At 69.7% G+C, this 20,089-nt stretch carries 21 protein-coding genes, 2 pseudogenes and 1 riboswitch; of the genes and pseudogenes, 11 read left to right on the top strand and 12 right to left on the bottom strand.

Annotation, left to right across the window (positions count from 1 at the left end; all coding sequences use genetic code 11):
- Positions 1-41: 41 nt before the first annotated feature.
- Entirely contained in the window at positions 42-1,841 is a 1,800-nt protein-coding gene (locus ACFWN2_RS14740; RefSeq protein WP_382427764.1) for a S8 family serine peptidase, read from the bottom strand.
- Positions 1,842-2,255: 414 nt separating this feature from the next.
- Between ACFWN2_RS14740 and ACFWN2_RS14735 the strand changes: the two genes are divergently transcribed.
- Positions 2,256-3,356, top strand: a complete 1,101-nt coding sequence (locus ACFWN2_RS14735) for a S1 family peptidase (RefSeq protein ID WP_382427762.1) — start codon at positions 2,256-2,258, stop codon at positions 3,354-3,356.
- 54 nt (positions 3,357-3,410) lie between these two features.
- Here the strand turns inward: ACFWN2_RS14735 and ACFWN2_RS14730 are convergent, their stop codons facing one another.
- Positions 3,411-3,902 (bottom strand): GbsR/MarR family transcriptional regulator, encoded by a 492-nt coding sequence (locus ACFWN2_RS14730; protein ID WP_382427761.1) that lies wholly within the window; start codon positions 3,900-3,902, stop codon positions 3,411-3,413.
- Positions 3,903-3,984: 82 nt separating this feature from the next.
- Here ACFWN2_RS14730 and ACFWN2_RS14725 point away from each other — a divergent pair, with 82 nt between their 5' ends.
- Together ACFWN2_RS14725 and ACFWN2_RS14720 are read left to right on the top strand one after the other, a co-directional pair.
- A complete protein-coding gene (locus tag ACFWN2_RS14725; RefSeq protein WP_382427759.1) occupies positions 3,985-4,872 on the top strand; it encodes an ATP-binding cassette domain-containing protein in 888 nt (295 codons plus the stop codon).
- Complete coding sequence (locus ACFWN2_RS14720; RefSeq protein WP_382427758.1) at positions 4,869-6,452, top strand: ABC transporter permease; 1,584 nt, start codon at positions 4,869-4,871, stop codon at positions 6,450-6,452. The genes ACFWN2_RS14725 and ACFWN2_RS14720 overlap by 4 nt, the downstream gene beginning before the upstream one ends.
- Here the strand turns inward: ACFWN2_RS14720 and ACFWN2_RS14715 are convergent.
- The 3 genes from ACFWN2_RS14715 to ACFWN2_RS14705 form a co-directional block, all read right to left on the bottom strand.
- On the bottom strand, positions 6,382-7,542 hold the full coding sequence (locus ACFWN2_RS14715) for an MFS transporter (RefSeq protein WP_382427757.1): 1,161 nt from the start codon (positions 7,540-7,542) through the stop codon (positions 6,382-6,384). The two genes, ACFWN2_RS14720 and ACFWN2_RS14715, sit on opposite strands and share 71 nt — an antisense overlap.
- A gap of 75 nt (positions 7,543-7,617) precedes the next feature.
- Positions 7,618-7,824, bottom strand: coding sequence for a hypothetical protein (locus tag ACFWN2_RS14710; RefSeq protein WP_382427755.1), 207 nt, complete (start codon positions 7,822-7,824; stop codon positions 7,618-7,620).
- A 141-nt stretch (positions 7,825-7,965) separates the two neighbouring features.
- Positions 7,966-8,865 (bottom strand): PAC2 family protein, encoded by a 900-nt coding sequence (locus tag ACFWN2_RS14705; RefSeq protein ID WP_382427753.1) that lies wholly within the window; start codon positions 8,863-8,865, stop codon positions 7,966-7,968.
- Positions 8,866-9,032: 167 nt separating this feature from the next.
- Between ACFWN2_RS14705 and ACFWN2_RS14700 the strand changes: the two are divergent.
- Together ACFWN2_RS14700 and ACFWN2_RS14695 are read left to right on the top strand one after the other, a co-directional pair.
- Positions 9,033-9,419: pseudogene (locus ACFWN2_RS14700) on the top strand (methionine synthase); the annotation flags it as partial.
- Positions 9,412-10,068, top strand: a complete 657-nt coding sequence (locus ACFWN2_RS14695) for an HAD family hydrolase (protein ID WP_382427751.1) — start codon at positions 9,412-9,414, stop codon at positions 10,066-10,068. The pseudogene ACFWN2_RS14700 and the gene ACFWN2_RS14695, both read left to right, overlap by 8 nt.
- On the opposite strand, the gene ACFWN2_RS14690 is transcribed toward ACFWN2_RS14695, so the two are convergent.
- From ACFWN2_RS14690 to ACFWN2_RS14680, 3 genes are all read right to left on the bottom strand, one after another.
- Positions 10,065-10,817, bottom strand: coding sequence for a CbtA family protein (locus ACFWN2_RS14690; protein ID WP_382427749.1), 753 nt, complete (start codon positions 10,815-10,817; stop codon positions 10,065-10,067). The two genes, ACFWN2_RS14695 and ACFWN2_RS14690, sit on opposite strands and share 4 nt — an antisense overlap.
- 22 nt (positions 10,818-10,839) lie before the next feature.
- Positions 10,840-11,028 carry a CbtB-domain containing protein gene (locus tag ACFWN2_RS14685; RefSeq protein ID WP_177229632.1) on the bottom strand — a complete coding sequence of 63 codons (189 nt, stop codon included), beginning with the start codon at positions 11,026-11,028 and terminating at the stop codon, positions 10,840-10,842.
- A 53-nt stretch (positions 11,029-11,081) separates the two neighbouring features.
- Positions 11,082-11,214: riboswitch (cobalamin riboswitch) on the bottom strand.
- Positions 11,215-11,284: 70 nt separating this feature from the next.
- Positions 11,285-11,935 (bottom strand): (2Fe-2S)-binding protein, encoded by a 651-nt coding sequence (locus tag ACFWN2_RS14680; protein ID WP_382427747.1) that lies wholly within the window; start codon positions 11,933-11,935, stop codon positions 11,285-11,287.
- 84 nt (positions 11,936-12,019) lie between these two features.
- Between ACFWN2_RS14680 and ACFWN2_RS14675 the strand changes: the two are divergent.
- From ACFWN2_RS14675 to ACFWN2_RS14660, 4 genes and pseudogenes are all read left to right on the top strand, one after another.
- Positions 12,020-13,228 (top strand): annotated as a pseudogene (locus ACFWN2_RS14675) (RNA-guided endonuclease InsQ/TnpB family protein).
- 123 nt (positions 13,229-13,351) lie between these two features.
- Positions 13,352-13,615: a phosphoribosyl-ATP diphosphatase gene (locus tag ACFWN2_RS14670; RefSeq protein WP_089912086.1), complete on the top strand. Its 264-nt coding sequence runs from the start codon at positions 13,352-13,354 to the stop codon at positions 13,613-13,615.
- A gap of 16 nt (positions 13,616-13,631) precedes the next feature.
- Positions 13,632-14,492 carry an ATP phosphoribosyltransferase gene (gene hisG / locus ACFWN2_RS14665; RefSeq protein ID WP_382427745.1) on the top strand — a complete coding sequence of 287 codons (861 nt, stop codon included), beginning with the start codon at positions 13,632-13,634 and terminating at the stop codon, positions 14,490-14,492.
- Complete coding sequence (locus ACFWN2_RS14660; RefSeq protein ID WP_382427743.1) at positions 14,489-14,800, top strand: antibiotic biosynthesis monooxygenase family protein; 312 nt, start codon at positions 14,489-14,491, stop codon at positions 14,798-14,800. Before hisG ends, ACFWN2_RS14660 begins: the two co-directional genes overlap by 4 nt.
- Here the strand turns inward: ACFWN2_RS14660 and ACFWN2_RS14655 are convergent.
- The 4 genes from ACFWN2_RS14655 to ACFWN2_RS14640 form a co-directional block, all read right to left on the bottom strand.
- A complete protein-coding gene (locus ACFWN2_RS14655) occupies positions 14,734-15,375 on the bottom strand; it encodes a phosphoribosyltransferase (protein WP_382427741.1) in 642 nt (213 codons plus the stop codon). The two genes, ACFWN2_RS14660 and ACFWN2_RS14655, sit on opposite strands and share 67 nt — an antisense overlap.
- 63 nt (positions 15,376-15,438) lie before the next feature.
- The gene (locus ACFWN2_RS14650; protein ID WP_382427739.1) at positions 15,439-15,795 is read right to left on the bottom strand and encodes a hypothetical protein; all 357 of its coding nucleotides are present in this window, start codon (positions 15,793-15,795) and stop codon (positions 15,439-15,441) included.
- A gap of 15 nt (positions 15,796-15,810) precedes the next feature.
- Positions 15,811-16,581, bottom strand: coding sequence for a thioesterase family protein (locus ACFWN2_RS14645; protein ID WP_382427738.1), 771 nt, complete (start codon positions 16,579-16,581; stop codon positions 15,811-15,813).
- The gene (locus ACFWN2_RS14640; RefSeq protein WP_382427736.1) at positions 16,581-17,426 is read right to left on the bottom strand and encodes a RecB family exonuclease; all 846 of its coding nucleotides are present in this window, start codon (positions 17,424-17,426) and stop codon (positions 16,581-16,583) included. Before ACFWN2_RS14640 ends, ACFWN2_RS14645 begins: the two co-directional genes overlap by 1 nt.
- Before the next feature lie 680 nt (positions 17,427-18,106).
- Between ACFWN2_RS14640 and ACFWN2_RS14635 the strand changes: the two genes are divergently transcribed.
- Positions 18,107-19,225, top strand: coding sequence for a site-2 protease family protein (locus ACFWN2_RS14635; RefSeq protein ID WP_382427734.1), 1,119 nt, complete (start codon positions 18,107-18,109; stop codon positions 19,223-19,225).
- A gap of 15 nt (positions 19,226-19,240) precedes the next feature.
- On the top strand, positions 19,241-20,065 hold the full coding sequence (locus ACFWN2_RS14630; RefSeq protein ID WP_382428724.1) for a tRNA (adenine-N1)-methyltransferase: 825 nt from the start codon (positions 19,241-19,243) through the stop codon (positions 20,063-20,065).
- Positions 20,066-20,089 lie beyond the last annotated feature (24 nt).

Below are 20,089 nucleotides of genomic sequence, written 5' to 3'. Positions count from 1 at the left end.
AGGCGGAAGCACCGGGGGCGGCTCGTTCAGCGGAGAGACGATCAGACGTCGAGCGTCCAGCTGTTCAACGTGCCGGTGTCCAGGAACGCCGCGTCACGCACGCGCAGCGTCCAGGTGCCGTTGGCGGCCTCACCCGAGAGGTTGCGGGCGTAGGTCTCGTTGATGTTGTCGGCCGAGCCGCCGGTGCGGTTGTGCAGGTTGTAGACCGAACCGTCCGGTGCGACCAGGTCGACCACGAGGTCGCCCTTGTAGGTGTGGGTGATGGCGACCTTGATCGAGGCCGTGGCCGACGCGTTGCCCGCGCAGCCGGAGACGACGATCGTGCTGGTCACGGTGGAGAGGTCACCGATGGCGACGGGGGTCGAGTTGGTCCTGGCGTCACAGCTGCCGCCGACCGCGTTGACCACCCAGGAGAACGTGGCCGAGCCGGTCTTGCCGGCCGAGTCGGTCACGGTCGCGGTCACCGTGGAGGTGCCCGCGGTGGTCGGGGTGCCGGAGACGGCGCCCGAGGCGTTCGCCGAGAGGCCGGCCGGGAGACCCGAGACGGACCACGTGTACGGCGCGGTGCCGCCGGAGGCCGCGAGCTGCAGCGACGCCGCGGTGCCGACCGTGGAGGTCTGCGTGCCGGGGTTGGTCACCGAGGGGTTGCCGGGCTGGGGGTCGCCGCCGAAGAGCGTGTAGAGCAGCTTGTTCGGCGAGCCGGTGCCCGGGCTGGTGATCTTGTTCGGGGTCGAGGCCGCGCTCAGACCGGACCAGACGGCGGCCGGGCTGTCGGTCGGGTGCGTGGCGAGCCACAGGGCAGCCGCGCCCGCGACGTGCGGGGTGGCCATCGACGTGCCCGAGATGTTGTTCGTGGCGGTGTCGTTGGTGTTCCACGCCGACACGATGTTCGAGCCCGGGGCGAAGATGTCCGTGCAGGTGCCGTAGTTCGAGAACGACGAACGCGCGTCGGTGTTCGTCGAGGAGTTGACCGTGATGGCCTCGGTGACGCGTGCAGGCGAGGTGCTGCAGGCGTCGGTGTTCGAGTTGCCGGACGCGATCGCGTAGGTCACGCCGGACGCGATGGAACGGCGCACGGCCGCGTCCAGGGTGGCGTCCGCGCCACCGCCGAGCGACATGTTGGCGACGGCGGGCTTGACCGCGTTCGCCGTCACCCAGTCGATGCCGCCGACGACACCGGCGGTCGTGCCGGAGCCGGAGCAGTTCAGCACCTTGACGGCGACGACCTTCGCGGCCTTCGCGAGGCCGTACTGCGAGCCCGCGATGGTGCCGGCGACGTGCGTGCCGTGACCGTTGCAGTCGCTGTTGTTGCCGTCACCGGAGGTGTTGGTGCCCCACGTCGCACGGCCGCCGAACGTGGTGTGCGTGGTGCGCACACCGGTGTCGATGACGTACGCCGTCACGTTGGATGCCGTGGTGTCGTACTGGTAGCTGTTGCTCAGCGGCAGGTCGCGCTGGTCCACGCGGTCCTGGCCCCACGACGGGGGGTTCTGCTGAACGTCCAGCGCGTGCACCGTGGCGTCCTGCTGGACGAACGCGACCTTCGGGTCCGCGGCGAGCCTGGCGGCCTGCTTGGCCGTCATCTTCACCGAGAAGCCGTTGAGCGCGTGCTGCCAGACCTGGTCGACCTGGCCCCCGTACTTGCTCGCCAGGCCCGGCGCGGCGGCCCTCGACGCCGTGTCGGCCTTCAGCGAGACGATGTAGCTGTCCTTCACGACATCGGCGCGGTCGGCGCCGAGAATCGTCCCCACGTTTTCTTGAGCGGAAGCGGCTGGAACCACAGCGGCGGCCAGACACACGGCGGCAGCGGCTGTGAGTCCCGCACCCAAGACTCTTCGCATGGCAGGGTTTCTCCCTCGTGCAGGGAACAGGGTGACCAGCACGCTAGACCTGAAGCCCAGGTCAGAGGGATACGCCAGCGAGTGCGAACTGTTGACAGATTTGACGTTTCGTGTCAAGCCGAATGGTCGCTCTGCGTCACGGAAATAGGCTGAGAGAACGAATTTGCATTCCCTATATCAACTCGGACGCGCCGAGGTCCACCCCTCGATCGACCCTACCGTCCGGTAAGCACGCCGAAGTAGCGTCGCCCAGACGGAGGAACGAACTGATCGGGCAGTTCGACCGCCTGGGGACGCCTGTCATCCGGTGTCGTGCGAGCTGTGTTGCAGCACAGCTGATCTCCTCATCGCGGTTGCCCGGTCCGGCGTTACACCGGCCCTGCAGAAAAAACCGAAGATCAAGGAGAAGTGCCTATGAAGCGCATGGCTGTCGCGGCTGTGGCTGTTCTGACGGGTGCACTCGCGGCCACGGCATCCCCTGCCGCCGTCGCCGCACCGCAACCGTCAGCGGACCTGCTCGCCGCGATGCAGCGCGACCTCGGACTGGACGCCCAGCAGGCGGCGGAGAGGCTGCGCCAGGAGAGCGCGGCCGCGGTCCTGCAGCGTGTCGCGGAGGGGTTCGCCGGTGAGAGCTTCGGTGGCGCGTGGTTCGACGCGTCCTCGGGCAAGCTCGTCGTGGGCGTGACCGACGCGGCCAAGACCGACCGGCTCCGCAAGCTCGGCGCGGAGCCCCGCACGGTCGCGCACAAGGCCTCTGACCTGGACGCGGCCAAGGCGAAGCTCGACGCGTCACCGGCTCCGGCCGAGGTCACCGGCTGGTACGTGGACACCAAGGCGAACGCGGTGACGATTACCGTCAAGCGCGGCCAGACCGGCGCGGCGCAGTCGCTGGTGGAGAAGGCGGGCTCGGTCGCGAAGGTCGTCGAGACCGACGAGGCCCCGCGGTTGTTCAAGGACACCCGCGGTGGCGACGCCTACTACATCAACAACGCCGGACGCTGCTCGGTCGGCTTCGCGGTCGACGGCGGGTTCGTCTCCGCCGGCCACTGCGGGTCGCCCGGCGACACGGTGACCGGCGTCGACAAGACGGCGATGGGCGAGTTCGACAAGTCGTCCTTCCCGGGCAACGACTACTCGTTCGTCAAGACCAACTCGTCGTGGACGTCGACGGCCAAGGTGAACCACTACGGCGGCGAGGACGTGGTCGTCTCCGGTCACACCGAGTCCGCGGTCGGTGCCTCGATCTGCCGTTCCGGCTCGACCACGGGCTGGCACTGCGGCGAGGTCCAGGCCAAGAGCCAGACCGTGAACTACCAGGAGGGCTCCGTCAGCGGCCTCACGCGCACGAACGTGTGCGCGGAGCCCGGTGACTCGGGTGGCTCGTGGGTCAGCGGCACGCAGGCGCAGGGCGTCACCTCGGGTGGCTCCGGCGACTGCACCAGCGGCGGCACGACCTACTACCAGCCGGTCAACGAGATCCTCGAGGCCTACGGCCTGACTCTCACCACGGGCTGACGTTCGTGACGGACGGGGGAGCTTCCACGCCGGAAGCTCCCCCGTCCGCTGTCTTCAGCGCTCTTCCAGCCACTTCTCGCGGTGCACGCGCCACCGGTCCAGCAGCGAGCCGAGCTCGCCGTGCACGAACCGGAAGAACTCGCGCGTCTCGTCCAGCCGCGCCCCCGCCGCCGAGTCCTGCCCGAGCGCCTCGACGCCCTCGCCGAGCACCTCGTCGATCATGCCGAGCATCTGGTCCTTGCGGAACGTCGTCTCGTACCAGACGTTGTCGCGCATCCGGAACACGTCACGGCGTGATCCCGGTTCGCGCTCACGGCTGACGATCTGCACGGTCGTGAGGTAGCGCACCGCGCCCGACACCGCCGCCGGGGAGATCTGCAGCAGCTCGGCGATCTCGGCCGCGGTGAGCCGTCCGGAGTCGGTCGTCAGCAGTGCCGCGAGGATGCGAGCCGGCATGCGGGGCACGCCGGTGTCCGCCAGGATCCCGCCGAACCGCTCGACGAACTGGCTCACCGCCTGCGTGTCACGCTCCGTAGTACTCGTCACGGCGGCATCATCCCTTTCGTCAGCCGATCGGGCAAAATTTACATGCTTCACGAAGTTGTGAAAGAAGCGTAGCTTACCGGCCATGACATCTGCGATATCCGTGTCGGGCCTGGTGAAGACCTTCGGCCCGACGCGTGCACTGGACGACCTGAACCTGGACGTCCAGACCGGTGAGGTGCACGGCTTCCTGGGGCCGAACGGCTCCGGCAAGTCGACGACGATCCGGATCCTCCTCGGCCTGCTGCGTGCCGACTCCGGCACCGCGCGGCTGCTCGGCGGCGACCCGTGGAAGGACACCGCGGCGTTGCACCGCCGGCTCGCCTACGTCCCCGGCGACGTGAACCTCTGGCCCAACCTGACCGGTGGCGAGGTCATCGACCTGCTCGGACGGCTCCGCGGCGGCCTGAACAAGACGCGCCGCGCGGAGCTCCTGGAGCGCTTCGAGCTCGACCCGCGCAAGAAGGGCCGCACCTACTCCAAGGGCAACCGGCAGAAGGTCGCGCTGGTCGCCGCCCTGTCGAGCGACGTAGAGCTGCTGATCCTCGACGAGCCGACCTCGGGCCTCGACCCGTTGATGGAGGCCGTCTTCCAGGACTGCATCAACGACGAGCGCGAGCGCGGGCGCACCGTGCTGCTGTCGAGCCACATCCTCGCCGAGGTCGAGGCCCTGTGCGACCGGGTGAGCATCATCCGCAACGGCCACATCGTCGAGACCGGCACCCTGGCCGACCTGCGGCACCTCACCCGCACGTCGATCTCCGCCGAGCTCGCCTCCCCGCCCAACGGGCTGGCGTCGCTGGCAGGCGTGCACGACCTCGTGGCCGAGGGCAACCGGGTGAAGTTCGAGGTCGACTCGGACAAGCTCGACCCGGTCCTGAAGCAGCTCGTGTCCACGGGCGTGCGCACGCTGACCTCCCAGCCGCCCACGCTGGAGGAGCTGTTCCTGCGCCACTACGAGGACGCGAAATGATCGGCACGCTGCACCTCGTCCGGCTGGCCCTGCGCCGCGACCGGATCCTGCTGCCCGTCTGGGTCCTGTTCCTGGTCGGCGTCACCTACTCCACGACGACCGCCCTCGAAGAGCTGTACAGCGGCGCCGAGGCGCGGGCGCAGCTCGGCGTCACCGCCAACGCCAACTCCGCCTTCCTGGCGATGCTCGGGCCGCTGCACGACTGGTCGTCGCTCGGCGGTCTGGTCGTGTGGCGCTGGGGCGTCTTCTCCGGCCTGTTCATCGCGATCATGGCCATGCTGGTCGTCACCCGGCACACGCGCGCAGAAGAAGAAGCAGGCCGCACGGAACTCATCAGTGCGGGCGTCGTCGGACGGCACGCGCCGCTGGCCGCCGCCGTGGTCGTCGCGGGCGGCACGAGCCTGCTGATCGGCCTCCTGCAGGCGGTCGCGCTGATCGGCAAGGACCTGGACGCGGCGGGCTCGTTCGCGTTCGGACTGTCCACGGCGAGCGTCGGGCTGGTGTTCACCGGCGTCAGCGCGTTCACCGCGCAGCTCTCGGAGAACTCGCGCGTGTCCAACGCGGTCGCGGGCGGGTTCCTCGGCGTGGTCTACCTGCTGCGCGCGGCCGGTGACGCGGCGGGGGAGTCCGGGCCGCAGTGGCTCACCTGGTTCTCGCCGATCGGCTGGACCGAGCACGTCAGGTCGTTCGCCGACAACAGGTTCTGGGTGCTGCTGCTCCCGCTCGCGGCGTTCGTGGTCCTCGTCGGCGTCTCCGCGTTCATCGTGACGCGCCGGGACGTCGGCCTCGGCCTGTTTGCGACCCGCCCCGGGCCTCCGGAGGGCACCATCGTCACCCCGTTCGGCCTGGCGTGGCGGCTGCAGAAGGGCGCGTTGATCGGCTGGACGCTGGCGCTGTTCGTGGTCGGCATGATCTACGGCAGCGTGGCGCAGGCCGTCGGGCAGATGGTGCAGGACAACCCGACGCTCGGACAGATCGTGCAGAAGATCGGCGGCGCCGACGCGATGGTGGACGCGTTCTTCGCGACCATCACCCAGCTGCTGGGCCTGATCACGTCGATCTACCTCGTGCAGGCGGTCCTGCGGCTGCGGTCGGAGGAGACGTCGTTCCGCGCGGAGCCGATCCTCGCCACCCCGGTCTCGCGGTGGGGCTGGGTCGCCACGCACGCGTCGTTCGCCCTGGTCGGCGGCGCGGTCGTGCTGGCGGCGTCCGGTCTCGGCCTCGGACTCGTGCACGGCCTGCAGTCCGGCGACGTCGGCACGCAGCTGCCCAAGATGCTCGGCGCGGCACTGGTCCAGCTGCCTGCGGCCTGGGTGATCGCGGGCGTGGCGTTGGTGTTGTTCGGGCTGTTCCCGCAGCTCACGGGCGTGAGCTGGGCAGTGGTGTCGGCGTCGCTCGTGCTCACGCTGCTCGGCCCGGCGCTGCAGCTCGACCAGTGGGTCATCGACGTCTCGCCGTTCACGCACGTCCCGAAGTACCCGGACATCACCTTCGGCCCGCTGGCGTGGCTCACCGGGGTGGCGGTGCTGCTCCTGGTAGCGGGGTTCGCCGGGTTCCGCCGCCGCGACCTGACAACGTGACGATCGCGGGGATCGTGACGAGCAGGCCCGCCGGGACGAGGAACCCCAGCAGCGGGTGGGCCTGGTAGAGCGGGACGAACGCCAGCGGGGCGGCCGCGGCACCCATGAAGCGCAGTGACTGCACGACACTGACGCTGCCGCCCCTGTTGGCGCTGTCGCTCTGCAGCACCAACGCGTTGATGCTCACCAGCACGCCCTGCGCGGCCGCTCCGGTGAGCGCCCACGACAGGACCACGAGGGCCGTGAACGGCGTCGTGCCGACCGCCGCGATCAGGCCCGCGCCGAACGTCGCGGCGACGGTGATGGTGGTCCGCGCGCCGAACCGGTCGATCGCCTTGCCGATGTACCGCGCGGTCAGGAAGCCGACGACGCCGAACCCGGTGAGCAGCACACCGCGCTGGCCGGCGCCGAGCCCGAAGACGTCGTCGAGCCGGAACGCCACGAGGAACGACAACCCGCCCAGGCACGCCCAGCCGATGAACCCGACGAGCGCGGGCCACAGCGTGCTCGGTACGAAGGCGCTGCGCAGGCTCGCGTCGCGCTCCGGTTCGGCGTCGGTCTGCGGCACGCCGAGGATCGCCAGACCGACGGCCACCACGGCGATCACCACGAACGCCAGTCGCCAGTCGATCTCGGCGGTGAGCCCGCCGACGAGCGGGGCCGACGTCTGCCCGGCCGCCTGCATCGACCCGAACAACCCGAGCGCGCGCCCGAGCTTCTCCTTCGGCGTCGACGCGGCGATCACCGCGAGCAGCACCGGTGTGGTGAACGAGTTCGCCGCGCCCTGCAACGCGCGGGAGGCCAGCAGCACCTCGAACGTCCAGGAGGAAGCGGCCAAAGCGGACGTGACGGCGTAGGCGACGTACGCGATCCGGACAGTCCGTTGTGGACCCCAGCGTTGCGCGAGAGTGCCGGAGGCGAGCATCAGCACCGCGAACGGCACGAGGTAGTACGTCAGCGTCGAGGCCGCCGAGCCCGCGGACCGGCCGAAGCTGGCCCCGATCTCCGGCAGGATCGACGTGGTGATGGCGCCGCCGAACGGCCCGATCAAGGCGCCCGCGTACAGCCCGGCGCGTGCCAACCGTCCCAACTGACACCTCCGCCGCCCACCCTAGGACGGGCGGGCGGCGGAGATCCCCGAAAAGTGGTTAGTGTCGCTAAGTTTTCAGCCGCGGAGGCCGCGGGAGACGCCGTGCGCCTTCTCCTGCACCCCGAAGAGGTTGTCCTGGAACGACTCCCTGACGTCGTTCACGGCCGTGTGAGGGCCGTTCTCCCCGAGGGAGTCGACGGAGGAGATGGGAGCTGCACTGGCGGGAGACACGGCCAACAGCACGCCGCCGCCCGCAGCGAGACCGACAGCGATCTTGCGCACGAGAGACACGGTGGTTCCTGTCTTGAGATGGATCTTGCTACCCATTCCTCGGCGTGTGGAAACCCCGGCTCAATCACTCGGAAGCGTGAAAAAAGCCGTCCCGGTCCAAATGACCGAGACGGCTCCTGACCTGCGTTGACGCTAACGAGGACCGGGGGACGGCCAGCCGGGGCCACGGCCGCGGCGGCGCAGGTAGCGCTCGAACTCCGCCGCGATGTCGTCGCCCGACGCCTCGGTGATCTGCATCGCCGCGTCGCCGCGCTCCTCCAGGGCGCGGACGTAGTTGCGCACGTCCTCGTCCTCGTCGGCCATCTCGGAGACCGTGCGCTCCCACTCCTCGGCCTGCTCCGGCAGCGCGCCGAGCGGGACCTCGATGTCGAGGACCTCCTCCACGCGGTGCAGCAGGGCCAGCGTGGCCTTGGGGGAGGGCGGCTGCGAGACGTAGTGCGGGACCGCGGCCCAGAACGAGATCGCCGGTATGCCCGCCCGCACGCACGCGTCCTGGAACACGCCGACGATGCCGGTCGGGCCCTCGTACTTCGAGTGCTCCAGGCCGAACTTCTCGGCGGCGTCCGCGTCGTAGGCCGTGCCGGTGACCGGGACCGGGCGAGTGTGGGGCGTGTCCATCAGCAGCGCGCCCAGCGTCACCACCGTCGTCACCCCGAGGGCGTCGATGTGGCCCAGAAGTTCGGCGGCGAACTTGCGCCACCGCATGTTCGGCTCGATGCCGTGCACGAGGATCACGTCCACGTCCGAGCCGGGAGGGCGGCACACCGACAGCCGCGTCGTCGGCCAGTCGACCCTGCGGGTGACGCCGTCGACCAGGCGGACGGTCGGCCGCGTCACCTGGAAGTCGTAGTAGTCGTCCGGGTCGATCTCGGCGAGCGGGGTGGCGTCCCAGGTGAGTTGGAGGTGCTCGATCGCGGTGCTGGCGGCGTCGCCTGCGTCGTTCCAGCCTTCGAACGCACAGACCATGATCGGAGCCGTGAGCGGGATGCGCGGGTTCGAGGGGGTCGGGGATTCCTGGGACGGATCGTTCACGGCGCCAGACTACGGGTTCGGCCGGTCAACTCATCGTAGGCTTGGCCCATGCGTGATCGCGGAGCGTCGCCGTCGCCGGAAGCGCTGGTGAACCGTGTTGTCGTCGCTGACGGCGCCATGGGCACGACGCTCCGGGCCGCCGGCCTCCCGCTCGCCGGATCCACCGGCTGGAACGCCTTGCCGCGGAAGGTGTTCTTGCCCACGCCGCTGTCGTCCACGGCTGCTTCCCGTGCGCGCTTCCGGCTCACTTTTCCGCGCCAGAAAAGGGATCGGCGCCATCGCGTTCCACCGCGTGACGATGAGCAGGCCGATCGCAGGCCACGCGGACGAGTTGTTCGGCCAGAACGCGTATCGTGAGCACCTGGAAGTCCACGGACTGGGGGCCGGCTCACCGAGGCGCTGGCCGAGCACAGGCGCGTCCGCGAAGACCTCGTGTGCCCCTCGACCCGTCCCGCACCGGGGTGGCGCTGTCCGAGGTACTCCAGCTCCACCCGGAACAGTCCACCGACGCCTTCGTGGCGCACCACCCGGAGGCGAAGTACTTCGATGTCTGACCTGCGAGCAGTCCTGTGGGACATGGACGGGACGCTGCTGGACTCCGAGAAGCTCTGGGACATCCCGCTCTACGAGTACGCGGAGAAGCTCGGCGGCGTGCTGTCCCTGGAGACCCGTGAGCGCATGGTCGGCAGCAACGTGCCCACGACGATGCGCCTGCTGTTCGGCGACGTCGGCATCGAGCCGACCGAGTCCGACATGGCCGACGGCGCCGCGTGGATCCTGCGCCGCACCGAGGAGGTCTTCCGCGCCGGTCTGCCGTGGCGTCCCGGCGCCCAGGACGCGTTGAAGGCGGTGCGCGCTTCGGGCGTGCCGATGGCGTTGGTGACGTCCACCGAGCGGGGGCTGACCGAGGTCGCGCTGGACACGATCGGCCGGGACCTGTTCGACGTCACCGTGTGCGGCGACGAGGTGGACGGGCTGAACAAGCCGCTGCCCGAGCCGTACCTGAAGGCGGCGCGGCTGCTGGGCGTCGATCCCGCGCTCTGCGTCGCGATCGAGGACTCGCCGACCGGTGTCTCCGCCGCGGTGGCCGCCGGGTGCACCGTGCTGGTCGTGCCGTGTGACGTCGAGGTGCCGACGGGGGAGCGGCGGATCTTCCGCGACTCCCTCGTCGGCGTCGACCTCGAGGTGCTGAAAGCGCTCTAGACCGCTTCGGTGACGCGTGCCTTGGCCTTGCGCGTGGCCGGGTCCACCAGCAGGCCGAACACCACGCCGATGCCGACGTAGAGCGTCGCCAGCTGGGCGAGCGAGCTGAGGCGGAACTGCCACAGCACGTTCACCGGCATGTCCGCGGGGATCGTGTCCGGCGGCGCGGGGAACGCCAGCAGCACCAGCGCGACGGCCGCGGCCACCGCGAGCAGCACGGCCGTTGCCCGCACCGGCTGCGGCTGCGTGCTCAGCTGCGCGGCGAGCCAGCTCGCTCCCCACACGATCAGCAGGCCCGCCACGACCACGCCGAGGTAGAGCGCGGTCCGGTAGTTCACCGTCACCGGGTCGCCCACGGCCGGCGGGTTGGCCGGGTACTTGAGCCACGGCAGCAACGCCACGGCACCGAACACCGCGGCACCGAACGTGAAGCTGCGCGTGAACGGCGTGCTGCCGGCGAACCAGCGCTTCGACAGCGCGTAAGCCGTGGCGAACACCAGGCCCACGGCGATGCCGACGATCACCACGCCGAGCATGCCGCCCACGACCTGCGCGCCGCGGCTGACGAGCTCTTCCTCGCCGCCGTGGGAGTGGCCGGCCTCTTCGCCGGCGGGTGCCCGTGCCTCCTCGACCGCGAGCGCGGCGCGGATCGGGATCTCGGTCACCAGGAGCTGCACCAGGGCGGACGCGACACCGGCGATGCCGCCGGCCGCGATCCCGCGCAGTGCGATGGACTTGTAAGTGGTCATCTGCGTGATCGGTGGAGTCGGATCAGTGGCAGGGGACGCCGAGAGCGTGGCGGCCGTCGTGGAAGAACTCGTGCAGCAACTCGGATCCCGCGCCGAGCGCGAGGCCGTTCTCCTGCAGGACCAGGTACGTGACGATCAGGCCGAGCAGTGAGACGGCGAAGGCCCATTTGGGCACGCGGACGGCGGACAGGCTTGCTGCGGGGCTCGTCATGACGGGCTCCTCCATACCTCGTGGAAGGTCAACTCTCCTTGCGGCGCCGCAGCCGGTCTCCTGACTCCCGGATCAACGCTGCCCCCGCGTCTTCCCAGTCCCGGCGGGGACCAGTGACGTGCTCGGCGGGGATCGCTTCCCGGTCACAGTGGCGAGGACCGCGCCGGATTCACACCGGCTTCCCGTCACTGCGGCGCGTGCACCGTAAGTTGAGCCGCCCGTTAAGCACAACCGGCCATAAGAGTTGTTGCGTTCCTCACTTCACGAGTGGACAGTCACCACACTTCCCACCTGCGGCGACGCGGTAGTAAAGACAACAGCTCCTGCGCCGGAACCCGAGCTCGCCGGGGAAGCTCAGGAATTCTCCCGCCTGTTCGAACGGCGGTGCGCTCATGAGCCGTTCGCCGCGTTCTTCCGCTTCCTCCTCTGTGAGCATGCGTGCGCGCACAACCATTTTCAGCGCGCCGGCGATGTTCGACATCGCGTTGCCCCACAACAGTCCGCGCGCCACCGGTGCGACCGCCTGGATCGCCTCCACCACCGGGGCCAGTGCCTCGGCGGCCGGCGGGCCCAGTCGTGGCTGGTCGATGCGCACGCTCAGGCCGTTCGCGGGGTCGTGCCGCCACCAGAGGTTCTCGGGGCGCACGTCGATCGGGATGTTCGCGGCCGTGAGGGGGCTGAGCAGCCGTGCGGTGTAACTCAGGAAGAACAGGCTCGCCGCGACGCGTGGTTCGTCGGCTTTGTACCGGTTCGCGATGGCGTCGATCGTGGTTTTGAGCGCCGGGCCGTCGAGAAGTGCGGTTCCCGGCAGCCAGGACTCGTCCGGGCGACCCACGTCGAGCGCGAAGAACGGGTTGATTCCGCGCACCCGGCGCAGCGCTTCGAGGACCTCCGCGAATTCGGACACGGGAATTCACGCTACTGGGTGGAATCTCATCGGACGGCCAGGAGGCCCCGATCCTGGTGGAGTGCGGTCGGCTAGCTTGGCCTGGTGAGGACGGCGTACCGCTGCCGGGCCTACCCGGACCCCGAACAGATCGCGATGCTGAATCGCACGTTCGGATGCGTGCGCCTGGTGTGGAACAAGACGCTGGCCGAGCGATCCAGCCGATATCGCACGGAGGGCAAGACCACCTCGTACCGCGAGACCGACGCCGCACTGACAGCCTGGAAGCGCACCGAAGAGCTGGCCTTCTTGTCAGAAGTGTCCTGCGTACCTTTGCAGCAGACGTTGCGCCATCAGCACATCGCATACCAGAACTTCTTCGCCGGACGTGCGAGGTTCCCGCGCTTCAAGTCGCGGGCGGGCCGGCAGTCGGCGCACTTCACCCGTTCGGCGTTCCGCATGCGTGGCGGTCAGCTCCACCTGGCGAAGACGACAGGGGCGATTCGGTTCGCATGGTCGTTCGACCAGGTGAATCTGGTCGAACTCGACCCCAGCATGGTCGTTGTCGCACGTGATCCAGACCAACGCTGGTACATCACGTTCACGGTGGACACCGTTGAACCAGAGCCATTCCCCACCACCGATCACGCCGTCGGCCTCGACCTCGGCGTGAAGCACTTCCTCGTCACCAGTGATGGCCAACGGATCGCCAATCCCGGACATCTGCAGCGCAAAGCGCGCAACCTGGCCCGGTATCAGCGGCGGTTGGCCCGCGCCCAACGCGGATCCAACAATCGCCGCAAGGCCAAGACGAGAGTTGCCGCCGCACATCGCAAGGTCACCAACGCTCGCTGAGACTTCCTGCATCGCACCAGCACTCGTATCGTCCGGGATTCCGTCGTCATCGCGATCGAGGATCTCGCGGTTGCCAACATGGTCCGAAACCGGCGATTGGCCCGCGCTATCAGCGACGTGGCCTGGGGTGAGTTCCGGACGATGCTGGAGTACAAGGCGCGTCGTGCAGGACGGACGCTGCTGGTCGTTGATCGCTGGTATCCCAGCACCAAGACCTGTTCGGCTTGCGGACATCTGCTGAGTGAACTGGGACTGTCCATTCGGCACTGGACGTGTCCGAAGTGTCGCACCCGGCACGACCGGGACTTCAACGCGGCGAAGAACATACTTGCGGCTGGTCGAGCCGTAGCCCGAGGAAACTCGGACGATGCCTGTGGAGTTGATGTGAGACGGAAGGGGTCCGCCCCTCCGCGGTCAGCGGTGAAGCAGGAAACCCTGTGTTGTGAGGCACACCCGTGAGGCATCCGGCATGAGTCGGGTGGGGCTCCTCGCCTGTGAGCGGGGAGTAAGTCAAGTCCACGGCCTGGGACAGATGTGACCGCGGTGTGGACGGGGGGCGGCGGGATGGGAGGATGTGAAGCCGTGAAGACCTTCGATTCCCTGTTCGCTGAACTGACCGAACGAGCCGCCACCAAGCCGGAAGGTTCCGGCACCGTCGCCGCGCTCGAGGCCGGGGTCCATGCGCAGGGCAAGAAGGTCCTGGAGGAGGCGGGCGAGGTCTGGATCGCCGCCGAGTACGAGTCCGACGAGAAGCTCTCCGAAGAGATCTCGCAGCTGCTCTACCGCCTCCAGGTGCTCATGCTGGGCCGTGGGCTCACCCTCGAAGACGTGTACAAGTACCTCTGACTGAAAAGACTTCCACATGCTGCGCGTAGCAGTCCCGAACAAGGGCGCGCTCGCCGAACGCGCCTCCGCCATGCTCACCGAGGCCGGATACCGGCAGCGGCACGAGCCGCGCGACCTGACCGTGCTCGACAACAACAACGAGGTCGAGTTCTTCTTCCTGCGTCCCAAGGACATCGCGATCTACGTGGCGTCCGGCGACCTCGACCTCGGCATCACCGGCCGGGACCTGGCCGCCGACTCGGGCGCCGACGACAACGGCTCCTCCGTGCAGGAGTTGCTGGCGCTGGGCTTCGGCGCGTCGACCTTCCGCTACGCCGGGCCCCGCGGCACGGACTGGAAGGTCTCCGACCTCGAAGGCAAGCGCCTCGCCACGGCGTACCCGAAGCTCGTCGGCCGCGACCTCAAGGCCCGCGGCATCACCGCCAAGGTGATCCGCCTCGACGGCGCCGTGGAGATCTCGATCCAGCTGGGCGTGGCCGACCTCATCGCCGACGTGGTGGGCTCGGGCCGGACGCTCAAGCAGCACGACCTGGTGCCGTTCGGTGACCCGATCTGCGAGTCGGAGGCGGTCCTCGTGCACCGCAACGGCTCGGAGCTCACGGCCGCCAAGAAGCAGCTGACGGCCCGACTGCAGGGCGTCGTGTTCGCGCAGCAGTACCTGATGCTCGACTACGACTGCCCGCGTTCGATCCTCGACGACGCCATCGCGTTGACCCCGGGCCTGGAGTCGCCGACGGTCGCGCCGCTGGCCAACCCTGACTGGGCGGCCGTGCGGGCGATGGTGTCGCGCAAGGAGGCGAACAAGGTGATGGACGAGCTCGCCGCCATCGGTGCCAAGGCCGTGCTGGCCTCGGACATCAGGTTCTGCCGCCTGTGATCACGGAGCACGCTCTGCTCGACGTGCTTCCGGGTTCCTCGGAGGAGTTCGAGTGGGCGTTCGGCGAGGCGCGGGAGCTGATCTCCGCCTCGCCGGGCTTCCGCGGCCTTGAACTGCTGCGGTGCCTGGAAACGCCGTCGCGCTACCTGCTGCTCGTGCGCTGGGACTCGGTCGAGGCGCACGAGGTCGGCTTCCGGCAGGGACCCTCGTACGAGCGCTGGTCCTCGCTGCTGCACCGCTTCTACTCGCCGTTCCCGGTGGTCTCCCACTTCGAGAGCGCGCTGAGCACCTCCTCGTCCGTGGTCTGATCGAAGCTCTCGTACCAGCGGCTGACCGCCTGGAAGTGCTTGGGCGTCAGCACGGCGATCACCGGTGTGCTGAACGTCCTGAGCGACTCCCTGGCGGCCACGGGAACGGCCAGGGTGACGCTCTTCGGGGCGCGCCGGGCGATCCAGAGGAGCGCTGCTCGGGCGGTGACGCCGGTGGCCAGGCCGTCGTCCACGAGGATGACGTCGCGGTCCTCGACGGTCAGCGGCTTGGTACCTCTGTAGAGGAGCGTGCGCCGCTGGGCTTCCCTTCGTTCTTCGTCGCAGGTGCGGCCCAGTTGTTCTTCGGTCAGGTTCAGGGCTCTGAGCGCCCTCGGGTCGTAGATGGGCTCGCTGTCGGCGGTCACCGCTCCCACGCCGTACTCGGGGTGGCCGGGTGCGCCGATCTTGCGCGCGACGACGACGTCCAGTTCGGCGTTGAGGTGGCGCGCCACTTCCCTCGCGACCGGGACACCGCCTCGGGGCAGGCCCAGGACCAGCGGGTCGTGCCAGGGGAGGTCGGCGAGTCGCGCTGCCAGGGCGCGGCCCGCTTCCTGCCGGTTCGCGAACCTCTTCACAGTCCAGTTGACGCTACGCGCATGCCGTCGGGGGAGGCGAGCGGCAAGACGAGTCGAACCGGCTCAGACCAGTCGCACCGCGCCTTCCTCCGACACCGCGTAGATCGTCGTCCGCAACGCGACGCGCAGCCTGGCCGGTGCGCGGAGCGCCGCCCGCACCAGCTTCGGCTCGTCTCGGATCACCAGGCCGTAGCGAGCCGCGTGGTCGTCCTGCTCAGCCTGGCGGCAGATGATCTGCCCGTACGCCGTGTGGATGTCGAGACCTGGTTCGCTCGTGCTCCCCTTCGCTTCGCAGTAGAGCGTTTCGCCGTTCCTGGAGGCGATGAGGTCCCAGTGATCGCGCACTGCTTCGGCCGCCCAGCCTTCGGATTCGAGCCATGAGTGGAACGCCCCCACCACCATCGCCTCATCGCCGCGCACGGCTGCCTCCTGGTGTCAGCGTTCGCGCACGAACAGCGCCTGCGCCGTCGTGCCCACCGGCCCTTCCGCGTCGTGCACGACGCTGGTTGCGAGCCCGACCCCGTCCGGCCCGATGGTCGTCCGCGCGTCCATGCCCACCCACTCGCCGGTGGGCCGGCGGTGCAGGTGGACCGTCAGGTCCGTGTTGATGGCGTACCACTTGCGAATGTCCACACGGGACGAGACTCCGCTGGCGGAGTCGACGACGGCGAACAGGCGCTCGATGGGCGTGGGCTCGGAACCCTCGACGACGGCTACGCGCGGGCGGGCCCACACCTGGGCGTCGCCCGGCGTGAAGATGCCGCCCGACACGGACAGCCACTCGACGGCGGCCAGGTAGCCGCCACCCCAGTGGTCCGGGATCTCCATCGGGACGGCGGTGTTGGGCGGTGCCATCGCCGGGACCTCGCCGCCTGCCACGGAGGTGGTGTCGGAGCCGACGATGCGCCACGCGCGGGCCGTCAGCACCGTGCGGCCTTCGTGGGACAGCGACGCCGCGAGCAGTTCGACGGAGCGGCCTGGGCGTTCGATCGACGTGGACACCTTCAGGTCCGCCACCGGGACCGGGCCGAGGACCTCGAACGTGACGCGGGCCAGGGCCGACGACTCGTTGCCCAGGTTCAGCAGTGAGCGCACCAGCAGCGCGGAGGGCGGGCCGAGGTGCTGGCTGTCCGGGCCCCACGGGCCGACGGTGTGTTCGGTGGAGCGGAACGTGTCGTCGCCCAGCGGCAGGTAGAAGGCGGGCATCAGTCGCGGTCCTGGAGGGTCTCGGTGTCGTCGGGCTCCGGCCAGCCGGGGTAGGGCGGCGGGGTGCCGTCGAAGGCGGGGCAGAAGGCCTTGTGGTCGCAGTAGTCGCACAGGCGGCTGGGGTTCGGGCGGAAGTCGCCGGTCGGGGCCGCGCGCATGATGGCCTGCCAGATCGCGTCGAGGGTGCGCTCGAAGCGGGCCAGCTCCGACTCGTCCGGCGTGTAGGCGAGGGCCTGGCGGTCGGCCAGGTACATCAGGCGCAGCTGGCGGGGGACGACACCGCGCAGCTTCCACAGGACCAGTGCGTAGAACTTCATCTGGAACAACGCTTTCGCCTCGCCGATCTCGCGGGGCGCGGCGCCGGTCTTGTAGTCCACGACGCGGATCTCACCCGTCGGGGCGACGTCCACGCGGTCGATGTAGCCGCGCAGCAGCACTCCGGAGGCCAGCTCGGACTCGACGAGTAGCTCGCGCGACTCCGGTTCCAGACGGCGCGGGTCCTCAAGGCCGAAGTAGCCGTCGAGCAGCTTCGTAGCGGACTTCAGCCACTCCGCCTCCTCCTCGCCGCCCTCGGCCTCGAACAGCGTGGCGAACTCCGGGCGTTCGGCCTTCACCCGCTCCCAGGCGGGCGTGATCATCGAACGCGCCCGGTCAGGAACGCGTTCGGCGGCGGGCAGGGCGAACAGGTCTTCGAGCACCGCGTGCACCACCGTGCCGCGCACCTGCGCCTTCGTCGGCCTCTCCGGCAGCCGGTCGACCGCGCGGAACCGGTAGAGCAGCGGGCACTGCTTGAAGTCCCCTGCCCGGGAAGGCGAGAGCGCGGGCCTGCGCAACGTGGTGCTCATGGTTCGCACCCTAGGACAGGGGTCTGACAATCCTGCGCGGGCCACCGGGGCGGCGGCGGGATTGGCCGGGTTGGCCGGGCCGGACGCGACAGGGGCGTGGCGGGCGAGTGGTGAGGGGTGAGGGGTGGAGGAGGAGGGGCGAGAGGCGAGGGGTGGAGGGCGAGGAACGGGGGTGAGAGGCGGAGGGCCAGGGGCGAGAGGTGAGAGGCGGAGGGCGAGGGGCGAGGGGTAGAGGGCGCGGGGGTGGAGGGCGCGGGGGCGAGTGGCGAGGGGTGGAGGGAGAGGAACGGAGGGAGAGGAACGGAGGGGCGAGGGCGAGGGGCGCGGGAGAACAGCAAGGTGCAAGGAGAGCGTGTGTGTGAGGGCGTGTGGGCGCGAGAGCGCTAGAGAGCCGCAGAAGGCGCGAGAGAGTCGAAAGTGCGTATGGGAGGGCGTGCGCGAGAGAGGCGTGTGGGCGCGGGGGGCGTCAGAGCCGAAGAAGCGCGCGAGCCGAAGAAGCGCGCGAGAGAGCGTGCGATGCCGAGAGACACGACAGAGCCGTAGGCCCGTGAGAGAAAGGCGTGCGCGGGCGAGGCGCGAGAGAGGCGCCGATAAGCGAGAGGCTCCACACCGCCTACCGAGGCCCACCTGCCCCGAGCCACCGAACCGCGAGATCACACCCACCGCTCTACAGTGCTCCCGTGGCCGCGCGGACCAGTGATCGAACAGGCGGCCTGCTGCTGTTCCGGGTGGCGGGCATCCCGGTGTTGCTCGCGCCGTCGTGGTGGATCGGTTCGGCGATCGTGGTGGCCTTCTACGCGCCGTTCGTCGACGACCTCGCGCCCGGCACGCCGCCCGGTGTCGGGTTGCTGATGGCGGCGCTGCTCGCCGTGTTCCTCGGGTTGTCGGTTCTTGCGCACGAGCTGGGGCACTGCGTCGCGGCCCTCAAGCTGGGGCTGCCGGTCAGGCGGGTGCACCTGTTCCTGCTGGGCGGGTCCACCGAGATCATGCGCACGCCCGGCAGACCCGGCCACGAGGGGCTGGTCGCTGGTGCCGGGCCGGTCGTGTCCGTCGTGCTGGCCGGCGTCTTCGGCATCGGTGCGACGGTCATGAACCAGGACGGTGTCGTGTGGGTGCTGGTCTTCCAGCTCGCCGTGGCCAACGCCGCCGTCGCGGTCTTCAACCTCCTGCCCGGCCTGCCGCTGGACGGTGGCCGGATCGTGCGGGCCGGCGTGTGGGCCGTGACTGGGCAACGGGCGACGGGTACGCGTGTTGCCGTGGTCGGTGGCATTGCCGTGGCTGTCGCGTTGGTGGTGTGGGCGCTGTACGGCGTTGCGGAGGGTGCGCAGGACCGGTGGTTGCGGTTCGGCGTGTGTGTGATCACGGCGTGGGGAGTCGTCGCTGGTGCGAGGAGTGAGCTTGCCGGCGAACGCCGTCGTGCGTGGCCTGAGGGCGTGACGCTGGACGACCTCATCCGGCCCGTTCTCCAGCTGCCCGCGGAAAGTCCCGTCGCGGACGCGCTGAGCACGTCGGCCGGGCGGGGTGTGGTGCTGGTGCGGGCGGACGGTGTCGCGGCGGGGCTGCTCGACGCGGAGCTCGCGCGCAAGCTCGCGGCATCGAGTCCGTTCGCGCCTGCCGAGCAGGCCGCGGAGCCGATCCGGCCGGAGACCGTGCTGTTCGCCGGGGAGGCGGGCGAGGAGATCGTGAAGCAGGTCCAGGAGACCGCCGCGTGGCAGTTCCTCGTCGTGGACATGGAGGGCCGCCCGGCCGGTGTGCTGCGCAGGGAGGACCTGCGTGCGGCCATTGAGAAGGGCGTTTGACACCATTGCGCGGTGATTAGCGCAAGTGGACCGTTCCAGCCGGGTGACCGGGTACAGCTGACCGACCCCAAGGGGCGGCACTACACGGTCGTCCTCGAACCCGGCAAGGAGTACCACACCCACCGCGGCGCCATTCCCCACGACCTGCTGCTCGGGCAGCCGGAGGGGTCCGTGGTGCAGTCGGTCGGCGGCACGAACTTCCTGGCGCTGCGCCCGCTGCTGCCGGACTACGTGCTGTCGATGCCGCGGGGCGCGCAGGTCATCTACCCGAAGGACGCCGCGCAGATCTGCATGTACGGCGACATCTTCCCGGGCGCGCGCGTCCTGGAGGCCGGCGCGGGTTCCGGCGCGTTGTCGTGCTCGCTGCTGCGCGCGGTGGGGGAGAAGGGCAGCGTCCAGTCCTACGAGGTGCGCGACGACCACGCGGTCCACGCCATCCGCAACGTGGAGACGTTCTTCGGCGAGCGCCCCGGCAACTGGTCGATCACCGTCGACGACGTCAAGAACCACGAGGGCGAGGTCGACCGGGTCATCCTCGACATGCTCTCGCCGTGGGAGGTCCTGCCCACGGTCGCGAAGAACCTCATCCCCGGCGGCGTCCTGGTCGTCTACGTCGCCACCACCACGCAGCTGTCCGTGGTCACCGAGGCGCTGCGGGAGATGACGTGCTGGACGGAGCCGCACGCGTGGGAGACGCTCGTGCGACCGTGGCACGTCGTCGGCCTCGCCGTGCGCCCGGAGCACCGGATGATCGCGCACACCGCGTTCTTGCTGACCACGCGCAGGCTCGCGGAGGGCGTGACGGCACCGAGGCCGCAGCGCCGTCCCAGCAAGGGCTGAGCACGCGAAAGGCCCGCACTCCGC

This window comes from Lentzea sp. NPDC058436 (genome assembly GCF_042721515.1).
Taxonomy (GTDB): Bacteria; Actinomycetota; Actinomycetes; order Mycobacteriales; family Pseudonocardiaceae; genus Lentzea.
The sequence above is the reverse complement of the archived record's forward strand: the minus strand, read 5'-3'. Positions and strand labels throughout refer to the sequence as shown.